Consider the following 13,291-nt stretch of genomic DNA (forward strand, 5'->3'; position numbering starts at 1 on the left):
TGATCACCACCATGGCATTTTGATCGTGGTTATAAGGCTTGAAGCGCGGCATGCTGACCACTCCTCGTCTGTTTTCTCGATCCTACCAAAACTTAGCCGTCAGCGGGGTTTTTCTACAGGCTCAACGAACAACCATAATCATGGTATTACAGTGCTTAAGCCAACAACTACAAACTTATAACCTAAAAACCAAAAAGCCGATGTGCTATTAAACACATCGGCGAAACGATCTTTAAAATCACGAAACCGTTAAGAAACCTAATACTCAATTAAAAGTGATAGCGGGCTCCAACAGCATAGTAAACATCTTCTTCAACATCATTGACAGCATCGCGATTGGCATCATTCAACTCGACAAACATATCGAAGTTAGTTGTCAGTCTATAATGAGCCGCTGCGGCCCAGGCATTACGATCACTATCGGTACTATCTAGATCAATGTTGTAGTAGTCCACATGGAAGCGCCATGAATCAATAGCATAGGATGCCCCCAATCCCACCTTGTCGAAGCCACCCCCAAACTCATCGCTGTCACTGCGCGTTTCATAACCAAGACGAGCAGACAAGGCATCATTGATCGCAAAGGTGGCGGTGCCTCCAAAGCGAACTTTTCCATTACCACCTCCGCGTACCGTGTCTTCCACATAGCCAAGTGCAAGGCGCACCGGACCTGTCGCGTAAACCGCACCCCCCTGAGTGGCAATGACATTGCCCTCGCTGGATTGCTGCGCTTCGGTCAAACCACGTTCGGAGAAGTGCTTGGCGGCGAAAACAGCCTGAAAACCATCAATATTCGGTGAAATATAGCCCAATGAATCGCCACGCGCCTGTAGACCACCACCGGCAAACTCGTAACCACGTTCCACATAGACATCAAACGGCGTGGTCACGTAATTATCAAAGAAGCTATCGAAATTACCCGCCATGAAGGTACCGTATTGCTGACTTTGCAACCCGAGATAGCTGGTACGCACTTCATCGAAACCGGGGCTACTGCGCTCGTCACCACGAAAACGCCACTCAACACGCGCGATACCGCGTAAGTCGCTATTGATTTGGTGACCCGCCGTAATACGCAGACGCGAACCGAAATTACGGAACTCTTCGCTATTATCAACGCCATTTTTGACGCCTCCCCCTTCTATCCCCATAGCAATACGGCCATAGATATCCAGGGTAGTGCCATCCTGATCATACACCATGGCTGCCTGAGCCGCAGATACACCCAATAAACCACTAATCGCTAGAGCAAGTATCGTTTTTTTAAACATGTTTGTTCCCATTGAATATTGGAAGTGCTTTTACATCACTTTCGATTTGGCTGCCCACCAGAATCCAATGCTTTCACCAGCACCATATGGCATTTCAAACCACCATATTTAACCCTGGTATTCACGATAACCCTGTGAGCAGCCGTCACATTAAATGAGATATGTTGCACTCTTCTTAAAGTTTTATTTTTCTATGAAAAATCACACGATGGACGAAAAAATAAAAAGAGGTTCAACTTATACCGGGCTATTAATGAAGAAATAGTGGCGTGCACTGCATCAGCCACCTTTCATCGCTTATTCATCTGTTTGACGCATCAGTGTCACTATCAAAGCCCAACCTATAACTAAATATGATGAAGGGAAGAATCGCGCATGCGACTCTGTATCGTCAGTGAGACATGGTCACCCGATATTAACGGCGTTGCTCATACCCTGAGCAGGCTATGTCGCGAGCTGCACCGGCAGAGCGTTGCAGTGGATGTGATACGCCCTCACCCCCAGGTTCCTGGCCAGACAGCAGGGGTGCTTGAAGAACTTTATGTGCAACGCCTCCCCCTACCCGGCTATGCGGATGTTCAAGTTGGGCTGGCAAGCCCTGGAAAATTGCGTCGTTTTTGGCGCCAGCACCGGCCTGATGTTGTCTATCTGGCTACCCAGGGCCCGCTAGGCTGGGCGGCACGGCAAGCAGCGCGGCAGCTCGCCATCCCACTGGTAGCAGGCTGGCATACCAATTTTGACCACTATTGCCATGACTACGGTGTGCCATGGCTATCATCGGCGACCCGCCGCTACCTTCGCTACTTCCATAACGGCTGTTCGTTAACGCTGGTACCCACTCAGCTTCAGGCCAGGGCGCTTCACCAACAAGGCATCCACAACGTTCACATCCTGTCTCGCGGTATCGATGGTGATCGTTTTTCCCCCGTGCACCGGGATAACACGCTGCGCCAACAATGGGGTGTGACAGAGCACCAACCGGTTGCGCTCTATGTAGGACGTTTAGCACCTGAGAAAAATCTGGCACTACTCCAGGAAACACTTGAGGCCATGCGCGACGTTCGCCCCGATATGGCCCAGGTGATAGTGGGCGACGGCCCTGGCCGCACACAGCTGCAAAAAGCACTGCCAAATGCCTGCTTTACAGGATTTGTGGATAAACAAGCTCTGGCATGCCACTACGCCAGCGCTGATCTCTTTGTCTTTCCTTCCCTCTCGGAAACCTGGGGCAATGTGGTTACAGAAGCGATGGCAAGCGGGTTAGCAGTCATCGCCTACCATCACGCGGCCAGCGCTGAACTCATCCAAAGCGGCATTAACGGCCTGACCATTCCACCAGGCGACAGCCGCGCCTTTCAGCAGGCGGCAGTTGAACTATGCCAACACCCTGCTGATTACGCACGGTTTGGCCGTGTTGCCCGCTTGCGAGCCCTGGAACAGAGCTGGTCAGGCATCGCTGAACAGCTTATGCACTACCTATATCAAGCCCAGGAGGCCTATCATGCGCCCACGTCCACTTGCCGTATTCGATCGTCTTGACCTGTTAGAGTGGCGATTTTGCCAGCGCATCACGCTGCTTAGTCTTTACCGTCCCTGGCGTCTAACCCTGCAGGCAGCCAGCCGGTTAGGAGATTGGCCAATATGGGTGCTTTTAATCGTCGCACAGCCCTGGTTACAGCCCAATTACGGGTGGCGGATGGTGCAATATACCGCGATAGCGCTTATCGCCATCATCGTCTATCGATTGCTGAAGCGACGTCTTTGCCGCGAGCGACCCTTTATAACCTATCGCAATGGCGTCCACTGCGGTGAACCCGCTCGGGATCGTTATAGCTTTCCCAGTGGCCATACCATGCATGCGGTCATGTTCAGTGTATTAGTAGCGGCGCATACCCCCTGGTTACTGCCTGTTGTGCTACCGCTTGCGTTGCTGATCGCTATTTCCCGGGTGGGTCTTGGGCTTCACTATGTCAGCGATGTGCTAGCAGGAGGCGTGCTGGGTTATGGCTTCGCACTCCTCAGTATTTATTGGATGGGCTGAACAGGAGCGTTTACCAGCGCAGGATTAATAGCACTTACACTGATTCGGCACTACCTTTACATTATTCCAGCGTGTTTTTATCAATGCTGATCGGGTTGCACTCAGCAACTGCAATTCATCAAGGAGTGATGAGATGTCCATGACAGTGGGTGAGCTATTTATTGCGCTTGTCATCATCGCACTGGTCTTGCTGATCAGTAATGCATTACGGTTATGGCTCCCCTGGCTGCGACGCCTCTTTCTGCCCAGCTCTGTCATCGGCGGGCTTTTGTTACTCTTTCTTGGGCCCGATATTATTGGGCGGCTACTACCAACGCTTTTTGAAGACAGCCCTGGGTTGTTTCCCGCCTATGTGCAGGAGAGCTGGTCGGCATTGCCAGGATTATTAATCAACGTCGTCTTTGCTGCCCTGTTTATCGGTAAGGCGATTCCAGGCTTACGCACCATTTGGCTGCGGGCAGGGCCGCAGGTGGTGGTTGGGCAAACCATGGCATGGGGACAGTATGTAGTGGGTCTTACGCTCGCGTTATTGGTGTTAGTGCCAATTTTTAATATGAACCCGATGGTGGGTGCCCTGATTGAGATTGGCTTTGAAGGGGGTCATGGTACAGCTGCAGGCATGGCAGATACCTTTGCCGACCTGGGCTTTGAAGAGGGTGCCGACCTCGCCTTGGGGCTTGCTACAGTGGGTATTGTTTCTGGAGTATTGATCGGCACGGTAATGATCAATATCGCGGCACGCCGTGGCGTGGTCGCACCGAGCAATGAAGACGATGTCCCCGATGAAACCATGCGGGATGAAGAGCGCCCTTCGACCGAGGAGTTTAGTGAATTTAAAAAGGACCTGGTTCAAGAAGCGGGCACCACTGACCCACTTAGTCTTCATATTGGCCTGGTGGGAATCGCCATTGTCATAGGCTGGCTACTCCTTTCAGGCTTACAGTGGATCGAGCAGGTCATCTGGGCACGCAACGATGGTTTGGAAATTCTTGCCCACGTACCGCTGTTCCCCATGGCCATGATTGGCGGGGTGATTGTCCAGCTATGTGTAATGCGTTTTCGCTTGGAGCGTCATGTATCCACCAGAACGATGTCGCGCATTGCGGGCACTGCGCTTGACTTTACGATTGTGGCGGCGCTTGCCACGCTGTCACTCACAACACTGGGCGACTACTTTATCCCCTTCCTGCTGCTCTCTCTGGCGGGTATTGCCTGGGGCTTATTTGTGCTAATTGTGATTGCCCCAAGGGTGATTCCCGAAAACTGGTTTGAACGTGGTATTGGCGATTTTGGCCAGTCAATGGGGGTAACTGTTACGGGCTTGTTGTTAATGAGAATGGCAGACCCCAAAAACAAATCAGGTGCGCTGGAAAGCTTTGGGTATAAACAATTAATGTTTGAACCCATTGTTGGCGGTGGTCTTTTCACTGCCGCGGCACTGCCGCTGATTGCCGAATTCGGCCCTGTAGCCGTACTCATTTTTACTGGCCTGCTGACCGTTGGCTGGCTGGCGTTTGGGCTACTCTACTTCGGACGCATGGTACCGGAACGGGGCAGGGGAAGGTGGCATCAGCGCTAGCCCTCGGTAGCGTTCCTTAACGATAAACGCCCACAATAGCGGGCGTTTATCTGATTTAAATGATTGGCTTATGTATCAGGGGGCATATCGTCACGCTCTTCTATAGCGGCCATAAATGACGTTCTGAACATCATATATAACCCAACACCCGAAAAACCGAGAAACAACACGAACATGCATAACATCAATACCATTGCCATAGTGCTTGTCCCTGAAGAGTGCGGTTGCTGCGTTGACGTCTTCTAACCGCTAAAATTTGGTTTACACGAAAGGATAGACCAAAATTCCATGCTCAGCTTTACAAAAGCGGCACATCACCACCATGTATAATTTTATTCATACTAATATCAATCACTTATGAGACAGCCATTAACGCAAAAAAACCACCTCGCATAAACGAGATGGTTATTTCGCACCGCTGCCACTCCCTGGCCCGGATGACCAACGCTTCCTTGCATTGATAGGCGTGAGCAGGCTAAGTGTCCTTTTACATCCTTTTTGTCTTAATAGGCTCCATGCCTTCCATTACAGCCTGTCAGCCTGCTCACACTTTTTACAATAGGTTGGAGAGCCTGCTGTACTGATCCTTACCAGCCTTTACCAGTATGTTGCAGCAAACAGGCCAACAACAAATAAATCGAAATAAAACAAATTAAAACAACACTTTAAAAATAAAATCAATAATTGATATTACGCTAAAAGTGAGTCAAAACCGTATAACTCAATGTATATAACTGACACATGCGACAAAAGCGCATCGCCAATGACGGCCTGGCGCGTGAAACAACTGGCACCCGCACACAACAGCGATTATTTTACTAAATGAACCACGTTGCCCTGTTGGGCATGATGACCTCGGAAGGAAGTTCACAATGAAACGTTCACTTGCTCTTGTCGTATTACTGTTAGCCACGCTACTGGTGGTCAGCGGATGTAATACGATTCGCGGTATGGGAGAAGATATTGAACAAGGTGGCGAAGCGATCCAGCGCTCAGCGAGCAATTAACCATCATGATGACCGTCTATCTATCCCACGGCTTGGAAAGCGGGCCGGGGGCGTTAAAGGTCCAGGCGCTGAAAGGCATTGCTGAACAACTGGATGACTGTGAGCCGGTCATCATGGATTACCGGGGCATGGCGGAGCCACAGCAGCGTTTTCGCCACCTTCTGGCAACGATTTCTTCCCGCAACGATAGTCTGGCCAACTGCGTGTTGGCCGGCTCTAGCCTTGGCGGGTGGCTAAGCGCTGCGGTGAGTGCACAGCAACAGGTACTGGGCTGCTTTTTACTAGCGCCAGCGCTGGGTTTAGCCAGCCACCCTGAAACGTCACCTACCATTCAGGCTCAGCACACCCATATCATCCATGGTTGGCGGGACGATGTGATACCGCCCGAATCGGTAATTGAGCGCGCCCGGGTGCAGCGCCTCTCGCTGCGTATGGTTGACGACGATCACCGCTTACATGACAGTCTTGATATCATTCTTCACGATTTCGAGCGTTTTCTCATCCAGTGCAGCACTAGCGTCACGCCTTTCTAACTCAAGCAACCGCCGCTATCCTCTGCTCAGAGAGACGGCTTCCAACATAACCCATTAGGTACCATGTTGATACACCATCGATTTATAGTGGCAACTTTAGCCATTTGCGGAGGTTTACCGCTTGCCGCACATAGTGGTTGCCCGGCACCCGGCGAGTGGTGGCAAGCACAGCTCGCTATTTCAAATAGCGACTTGCTCGCCCAAGCGGCCCAGCAACAGGTGGTCTTGTTAGGCGAGCAGCATGTTGTCGTTGATCACCATCGCTGGCAGCTTAGTACTCTGGCAGGGTTATATGCACTGCGCGACGATATGATTATTGGCTTGGAAATGCTGCCCCGTAGCACCCAGCCGGTTTTGGATAGCTGGATAACGGGCTCACTCAGTGAGCAAGAGCTGCTAGAACAAACACAATGGCAAGAGGTGTGGGGGTTTGACCCTGAGCTATACTTACCCATCCTTCATTTCGCACGTTTACACCACATACCGTTAATCGCCCTCAACATTACCCCAGCCCTTCGCCAACGTTTGGTTGAAGAGGGCTTTGAAAATGTTCCTGCCGAGCAGCGTTATCATATTCCCGCTCCGGTACCTCCTGATGACAGCTACAAGGCAAGGCTGGCAGAGGTGTTTGCGCGACATGATACTATGGACCAGGATGACCCGGAGCGGCTGAATCGTTTTATCGACGCCCAGCTGAGCTGGGATGTGGCAATGGCCCACGAGTTAGCTAATGCTGCACAAAACGGCACCCTGGCAGTAGGCCTAATGGGTATGGGTCATATCACCTATAGCGAGGGGGTACCACATCAGCTCAGTGGGATGAACATAGAACGCACCTTCAGCCTACTGCCCTGGGAACAACAGGATTGTGAAGTGCCGGATGCTTATTTGGCCGATGCAGTATTTATCCTGAGCCCTTTACCAGAGGAAGGTCCAACACGTAGCCAATAAAACATGATTAGCTAAAATAGCGATCTCGACGGGGACTGCTGACAAAACCCTTGTTTGTTCATCACCATTAGATGAGGGCCAACGTGGCCCGCCCTGGATGCTGGCCTGTGCCATCAAGCTAATCCAGCGATTTTTATTTCATGTAGAAAACAATATGACGCAGACTAATAATTAGCCTGCAAAAAAGTTTATTTTTTTATACAGATATTAGCGTTGATTGTCGCGTTAAATCATCGTCTGGTTAACGATTGATCAATAGCAGCGCGACTCATAGGGTAGTTAACTCCTCTTCATATTGATTAAAACTCCTATGACGCCTGAACCCCACCTGCAGCGTAAAAATCTATGGTCTGGACTGGGAGTCACACTCTTTGCCAGTTGGCTATTGGTATGGCTCATTCCCCGTTACGGTGGATCAGGCATCTCCTTTGGCATGCACCCCCAACGGCTGGCCACATTAGGCGCCTGGGTAATGTTTCTGTGTGCCGCTGCGCTAGCCATCATTAGTCTGATTCAACTTAAAAAGCAGCGCGTACCGCTGATCAAGGCCCCTTCTCTCACCGTTGTTTGGCACCAGGCATGGCCATTTTTGTATGTCTTATTTTTTATCTCGTTGGTCATCTTCCTGCCTCTTACCTGGCTAGCCCCTTTTATTGTAGGCACCCTGGTCGTGATGCTCGGGGAACGACGCTGGTACATTGTTCTGTTAACCGCAGCTATTCCCACAGCTGCACTTTATCTATTAACCGTTCATCTTATGCGCATAGGAGTGGTTTGATATGCCAGAGCTTAGTGCCATTACCAGTGCGTTTGGTGATGCCTTAACCCTTCACTCCATCGGCATTATTTTTGGTGGTGTGCTATTAGGTTATCTGGTCGGCGTTATTCCTGGCCTAAACCGTTCGGTCGCGATTGCGATTGCGATTCCATTGACGTTTTATATGTCTGCCTATGCGGCCATCGCCTTCCTGATTGGTCTCTCCAAGGGAACAGCCGCCGGGAGTGCCGTATCGGCTATTTTGCTTAATACGCCCGGTGAGCCATCCTCTGCCGCCACCTGCTTGGACGGCTACCCCATGGCTAAAAGTGGCCAGCCGCGCAAAGCGCTCAAAATAGGGCTGCTGGCCTCAGTGATAGGTGATCTATTATCCACGCTGTTACTTATCGTGGTGGTCATTCCCTTTGCTTCTATCGCGCTAAAATTTGGCCCCTATGAGCTTGCGGCCATCCTCATTTTTGCGCTTGTGTTTATCGCCGGTATGGCTGGAGGCTCTTTCTTAAAAGGCATGGCAGCAGGCGGGATGGGCGTTATTCTGGGTACTGTAGGGCTTGACCCTGAAACCGGGGCCATGCGCTTTACCTTCGGGTATGCCGAACTAATGGAGGGCGTACCTATTCTGCCATTGGTGATTGGTACGCTGGCGCTTTCTGAAATGTTCGTGCAGTTGGATGAATACCGCCGCACCAAAGGCGGTAACTCCGTGCGTCTTGGCAACAATCCCGATGACGACCTCTCGTTCAGCGAATTCAAAAAAACACTACCCACTATTTTTAAAAGTACCGGGGTCGGTGCCTTTGTGGGGGCGTTGCCTGGCCTTGGCCCTTCAGTTGGCTCATTTATGTCCTATGGGCTGGCCAAGCGGGGAGCCAAAGACCCCGATAGTTTCGGCAAAGGTAACCCTAATGGGATTGCCGCAGCGGAAGCTGCCGATAACGCGGTAATCCCCGCCAGCTACATCCCACTATTTGGGTTAGGTATTCCCGGTAGCGTGTCCGCTGCGCTATTGGTGGGCGCCTTTATGATTCATGGCATTCAGGTTGGGCCGTTAATGCTGCGTGACCATCCGCAAATGCTGTTTACCCTGTTTGCGGGCATGGTCATCGCCAGCCTGGTCATGCTGGCTATTGGATGGTATGGCTTACGTCTTTTTGCCAAGGTTACCGATGTGCCACAACACATTGTTATTCCTGTGGTTATTTTTCTCTGCCTGGCTGGCATTCAGGTGCAGGGCTATGGCACTTTTGGGTTATTGGTTGTGTTTGGCTTTGCCATTTTTGGCTATTTCCTGAAAAAGTTTGACTATTCGTTCGTCACTTTCCTGGTAGCTTTCATCGTTACTCCTATGCTGGAAATGAATCTTCGCCAATCGGTCATTCTTTCAGGCGGGGATATCGGTATTTTGCTGCAGCGACCTATTGCGCTGTTTTTTGTCATCGCGACAGGCCTGATGGTGCTGCATCTGATGTGGAGCAGCTACCGCCTCTACCGCCAGCGTCGCCGTTTATTGTCATCATGACAGCCTGTTGTATGCCATTTACTAAAAAAACCATCAAGGAAACTTAATCATGAAAAACACTCGACTTCACACGGCTCTACTTGCTGCGGCACTGACCGTAGGTGTTGGCACCGCTCAGGCGGATGACTTTCCCAGCAAACCACTTACCCTGGTCGTTGGCTTTGGCGCTGGCGGCAGCACAGATATTCAAGCACGGGTATTGGCCAACGTGCTGGAAGAGGAGTTAGGCCAACCAGTTAACGTTGTTAACCAGCCTGGCGCGGGGGGAGGTGTCGCACTCACTCGCCTGACCAATAGCCAAGATGAGGGCTATACTTTTGCCTTCGGCACCTCCATGACCATCACCTACGGACCGCTGGCCACCGAAACTGCCTACCAGCCAGATGATTTTCGTTACGTGGCTGGCGTCACCCTGGGGCAATCCGCGATCGTGACCGGTGAAGGCCGCCCCTTTGGCGACAGCTGGGAGTCCCTTATTGAGTACGCACGTGAGAACCCTGGCACCAGTTACGCCACCCAAACCGCTCTTGACCGCATGATCATTGAGTATATTTCCCAGCAGGAAGAGCTGGATCTGCGCATTGTCCCCACCTCGGGGGGAGCCGGTATGGCACCACTGATCCTTTCAGGTGACGTTGATTTTGCTTACAGTGGCGGCACCCACTCTGGTTATGCAGAGTCAGGCGAGATGCCGGTATTGCTCAGTCTGGCGGAAGACCGTTTGGTAGCGTTCCCTGAGGCACCGACATTGCGCGAAGCTGGTTACGATATCAACCCAGCCGAAATTCGTGTGGTGATGGTGCCGCAAAACACGCCTGATAGCCATGTGGAACGTCTGGCAGTGGCGCTTGAAGCAGCGACACAGGATGAGCGTTTTATCGAGATTACCGAAGAGCGCATTCTGATGCCGGTCGTTTACCTGCCTGAAGAGGAAGTAACCGAAACCTTACGCTCACAAACTGAAAGCTATAAAGCTTTGCTTGAGGAGTTGGGTGGCGTACCAGACGCTGACGAATAAGCACAACTGGCCTTAACTAACGTGCCCGCTGCCTTATGGCAGCGGGCACTTTTTTGCAGGTGGAAAAAGGCTATTCGTCGGCCAAGGCGGGCAATAAGGTTTTCAGCTTACGGGTAAGCGTATTGCGCCCCCAGCCGAGTAGCTCTGCTGCTTCCCCTTTCCGGCCACCGGTATGTTTAAGTGCTGTTTCAATCAAAATACGCTCAAAATCCGGCACGGCTTCTTCCAGCAAATGGGTATGCCCTTCTGCCAATGCATGGTCAGCCCAATCCCGGAATGCCGAGCGCCAATCGCCATGCACACTGCTTTCAGAAGCACTCACCGAGCGCAGCTCTGGCGGTAAATCCTCCACCAGGATTTCACGCCCAGATGCCATCACCGTTAACCAGCGACAGATATTTTCTAACTGCCGCACATTGCCCGGCCATGGCAAACGTGTCAGGTGTGCTTCCGTTTCTGCCGTTAACACTTTGATATCTGTTGAAAGCTCTTTCGCCGCTTCAGCAAGAAAATGGCGAGTTAAGCGGGGAATGTCTTCCCGGCGCTCAGACAAACGCGGCAAATGGACACGAATGACATTTAAACGGTGAAATAAATCTTCCCGAAAGCGCCCTTCGTCAACCAGCGACTCCAGATTTTGGTGGGTGGCAGCAATAATGCGTACATCCACTTTTACTGGTGTGTGCCCCCCCACACGATAAAACTCTCCATCAGCCAATACCCGTAACAATCGCGTTTGCGTTTCGGCGGGCATATCACCTATTTCATCTAAAAACAGTGTACCGCCGTTGGCCTGCTCAAAGCGCCCCTGACGCTGGGCAGCCGCACCGGTAAAGGCGCCTTTTTCATGGCCAAACAGCTCGGACTCAATCAGATCACGGGGAATAGCGGCCATATTAAGGGCAATAAAGGGTTTGCCCGCCCGGGGGCTATGCTGGTGTAGTGCCTGGGCAACGCGCTCTTTACCGGTGCCCGACTCGCCATTAATCAGTACCGTGATATGGGAGTGGGAAAGACGGCCTATCGCACGAAACACTTCCTGCATGGCCGGTGCTTCACCGATAATTTCCGCATTCAACCCTTCTGGTACGCTAACAGGGCGCTGGCGCTCACGAGCATGGGCCACGGCTCGGCGCACCAGTGCCAGTGCTTCATCCACATCAAATGGTTTAGGCAGATACTCGAAAGCGCCTCCCTGATAGGAAGCGACGGCGCTGTCCAGGTCTGAATGGGCCGTCATCACGATAACCGGTAAATCGGGATGGGCATCGCGCACCCGGGACATCAGGTCTAATCCATCAATACCGGGCATACGAATATCGGTGACCAGCACGTCAGGGGGGCTTTCTAATAGACGGGCAAGTGCAGTGTCTGCCCGCTCAATACACTCGACTTGCAGGTCTGGCTGGGCCAGGGCACGCTCAAGCACCCAGCGAATGGCACGGTCATCATCGACAATGACCACCCGAGCAACATCAGTACGTATCGCCTCAGTCATGACGCTTCTCCAACGGAATCAGTAAACGAAATTCGGTATGTCCGGGTCGTGAGTCGCATTCGATCAAACCTTGATGTTGGTGCAAAATCGACTGAGCAATCGATAGCCCCAGGCCGCTCCCTTCCGCGCGCCCTGAAACCATGGGATAGAAAAGCGTTTCGCGTAGTGCATCTGGAATGCCTGGGCCGTTATCAATCACTCCCACTTCGCTAACCAGACGATGGCGTTCGGCCCCAAGAGTAAATTGACGTTTGGCGCGAGTGCGCAGGGTTAACTCAGGCGCTTCAGTACCTGCATCACTCATGGCCTGAACGGCGTTGCGAGCGACATTCAGTACCGCTTGAATCATTTGTGACTCATCGCCAGAAAGATCCGGCAGGCTGGGGTCATAGTCGCGGCTGACGGTCACGTGGGGATGTTCGGCAATTAACAGCGCCCGAACCCGCTCAAGCACCTTGTGAATATTGACGGGTTCATGTTTGACGATACGATTTGGCCCCAGCATGGAATCAACTAGATCCCTCAGTCGGTCTACTTCTTCCACAATAATATGGGTAAATTCGCGCAACGCCGGATCATCAAGATCCCGCTCTAATAGCTGAGCAGCACCGCGAATACCGCCAAGGGGGTTTTTTACTTCATGTGCAAGGCCTCGCGCCAACACCTTGATCGTCTCTTGCCGAGTGGTCAGCGCCTCTTCCCGGGAAATTTGCATTAAGCGGTCACGAGGCTCTACCTCTAGCAGAAGCTCGTCTTCCGACAACGGCGTAACGGTGTAGTCTACCGTCAACGGCTCACTGTTAAGCGGCGTAATGCGCGCTTCACGCTGTGTATAAGGGTGAAATGCATCCCTCGCCTTGGCCAGCACTTCATCAATACTTTCATCACCACCGAGTAGGGTATCCAGACTAAGCCCCTGCACACGGCTAAAGCTCACCGCCAGCAATGCTTCAGCAGCAGGATTCATCCACCGAACCCGGAGTTCACCATCCAGCAGCAGCACCGCCGTAGTGAGATGTTCTAGTAAGCGCTGATACATGGCTTGTCCTGAAGAATCACCTGAAAAGTCACGCTGCCTTCCATTTGCAAGAGGAAC

Annotated in this window: 13 protein-coding genes; 10 read left to right on the top strand and 3 right to left on the bottom strand. The window is 51.9% G+C overall.

Annotation, left to right across the window (positions count from 1 at the left end; translation table 11 throughout):
- The coding region (locus HP566_RS19110) for a hypothetical protein (RefSeq protein WP_249978904.1) at nucleotides 1-181 on the top strand (181 nt) is incomplete at its 5' end.
- Nucleotides 182-269: 88 nt separating this feature from the next.
- On the opposite strand, the gene HP566_RS19115 is transcribed toward HP566_RS19110, so the two are convergent.
- Complete coding sequence (locus HP566_RS19115; protein ID WP_249978905.1) at nucleotides 270-1,271, bottom strand: porin; 1,002 nt, start codon at nucleotides 1,269-1,271, stop codon at nucleotides 270-272.
- 375 nt (nucleotides 1,272-1,646) lie between these two features.
- Between HP566_RS19115 and HP566_RS19120 the strand changes: the two genes are divergently transcribed.
- The 9 genes from HP566_RS19120 to HP566_RS19160 all read left to right on the top strand — a co-directional run bounded on the left by HP566_RS19120 (nucleotide 1,647) and on the right by HP566_RS19160 (nucleotide 10,697).
- Nucleotides 1,647-2,810 carry a glycosyltransferase family 4 protein gene (locus HP566_RS19120; protein WP_249978906.1) on the top strand — a complete coding sequence of 388 codons (1,164 nt, stop codon included), beginning with the start codon at nucleotides 1,647-1,649 and terminating at the stop codon, nucleotides 2,808-2,810.
- On the top strand, nucleotides 2,773-3,312 hold the full coding sequence (locus HP566_RS19125; RefSeq protein ID WP_249978907.1) for a phosphatase PAP2 family protein: 540 nt from the start codon (nucleotides 2,773-2,775) through the stop codon (nucleotides 3,310-3,312). Before HP566_RS19120 ends, HP566_RS19125 begins: the two co-directional genes overlap by 38 nt.
- Before the next feature lie 133 nt (nucleotides 3,313-3,445).
- Complete coding sequence (locus HP566_RS19130; RefSeq protein WP_249978908.1) at nucleotides 3,446-4,891, top strand: sodium/glutamate symporter; 1,446 nt, start codon at nucleotides 3,446-3,448, stop codon at nucleotides 4,889-4,891.
- An 872-nt stretch (nucleotides 4,892-5,763) separates the two neighbouring features.
- Nucleotides 5,764-5,898 (top strand): entericidin A/B family lipoprotein, encoded by a 135-nt coding sequence (locus HP566_RS19135; protein WP_249978909.1) that lies wholly within the window; start codon nucleotides 5,764-5,766, stop codon nucleotides 5,896-5,898.
- Nucleotides 5,899-5,903: 5 nt separating this feature from the next.
- A complete protein-coding gene (locus tag HP566_RS19140; protein WP_249978910.1) occupies nucleotides 5,904-6,431 on the top strand; it encodes a YqiA/YcfP family alpha/beta fold hydrolase in 528 nt (175 codons plus the stop codon).
- Between the two features lie 87 nt (nucleotides 6,432-6,518).
- Nucleotides 6,519-7,382, top strand: a complete 864-nt coding sequence (locus HP566_RS19145; protein ID WP_249978911.1) for a ChaN family lipoprotein — start codon at nucleotides 6,519-6,521, stop codon at nucleotides 7,380-7,382.
- Nucleotides 7,383-7,692: 310 nt separating this feature from the next.
- Nucleotides 7,693-8,160, top strand: coding sequence for a hypothetical protein (locus HP566_RS19150; protein ID WP_249978912.1), 468 nt, complete (start codon nucleotides 7,693-7,695; stop codon nucleotides 8,158-8,160).
- Nucleotide 8,161: 1 nt separating this feature from the next.
- Entirely contained in the window at nucleotides 8,162-9,679 is a 1,518-nt protein-coding gene (locus tag HP566_RS19155) for a tripartite tricarboxylate transporter permease (RefSeq protein ID WP_249978913.1), read from the top strand.
- Between the two features lie 49 nt (nucleotides 9,680-9,728).
- Nucleotides 9,729-10,697, top strand: a complete 969-nt coding sequence (locus HP566_RS19160; RefSeq protein WP_249978914.1) for a tripartite tricarboxylate transporter substrate binding protein — start codon at nucleotides 9,729-9,731, stop codon at nucleotides 10,695-10,697.
- A gap of 70 nt (nucleotides 10,698-10,767) precedes the next feature.
- On the opposite strand, the gene ntrC is transcribed toward HP566_RS19160, so the two are convergent.
- Nucleotides 10,768-12,195 (bottom strand): nitrogen regulation protein NR(I), encoded by a 1,428-nt coding sequence (gene ntrC / locus HP566_RS19165; protein ID WP_249978915.1) that lies wholly within the window; start codon nucleotides 12,193-12,195, stop codon nucleotides 10,768-10,770.
- The gene (gene glnL / locus HP566_RS19170) at nucleotides 12,188-13,234 is read right to left on the bottom strand and encodes a nitrogen regulation protein NR(II) (RefSeq protein WP_249978916.1); all 1,047 of its coding nucleotides are present in this window, start codon (nucleotides 13,232-13,234) and stop codon (nucleotides 12,188-12,190) included. Before glnL ends, ntrC begins: the two co-directional genes overlap by 8 nt.
- Between the last annotated feature and the right edge of the window lie 57 nt (nucleotides 13,235-13,291).

Source organism: Vreelandella olivaria (assembly GCF_023507745.1).
GTDB lineage: Bacteria > Pseudomonadota > Gammaproteobacteria > Pseudomonadales > Halomonadaceae > Vreelandella > Vreelandella olivaria_A.

Coding starts and splice junctions, on each gene's coding strand:
- glnL (WP_249978916.1), bottom strand. CDS start 13,234: ATGTATCAGCGCTTACTAGAACATCTCACTACGGCGGTGCTGCTGCTG.
- HP566_RS19115 (WP_249978905.1), bottom strand. CDS start 1,271: ATGTTTAAAAAAACGATACTTGCTCTAGCGATTAGTGGTTTATTGGGT.
- HP566_RS19130 (WP_249978908.1), top strand. CDS start 3,446: ATGTCCATGACAGTGGGTGAGCTATTTATTGCGCTTGTCATCATCGCA.
- HP566_RS19120 (WP_249978906.1), top strand. CDS start 1,647: ATGCGACTCTGTATCGTCAGTGAGACATGGTCACCCGATATTAACGGC.
- HP566_RS19150 (WP_249978912.1), top strand. CDS start 7,693: ATGACGCCTGAACCCCACCTGCAGCGTAAAAATCTATGGTCTGGACTG.
- HP566_RS19160 (WP_249978914.1), top strand. CDS start 9,729: ATGAAAAACACTCGACTTCACACGGCTCTACTTGCTGCGGCACTGACC.
- HP566_RS19135 (WP_249978909.1), top strand. CDS start 5,764: ATGAAACGTTCACTTGCTCTTGTCGTATTACTGTTAGCCACGCTACTG.
- HP566_RS19125 (WP_249978907.1), top strand. CDS start 2,773: ATGCGCCCACGTCCACTTGCCGTATTCGATCGTCTTGACCTGTTAGAG.
- HP566_RS19155 (WP_249978913.1), top strand. CDS start 8,162: ATGCCAGAGCTTAGTGCCATTACCAGTGCGTTTGGTGATGCCTTAACC.
- HP566_RS19140 (WP_249978910.1), top strand. CDS start 5,904: ATGATGACCGTCTATCTATCCCACGGCTTGGAAAGCGGGCCGGGGGCG.
- ntrC (WP_249978915.1), bottom strand. CDS start 12,195: ATGACTGAGGCGATACGTACTGATGTTGCTCGGGTGGTCATTGTCGAT.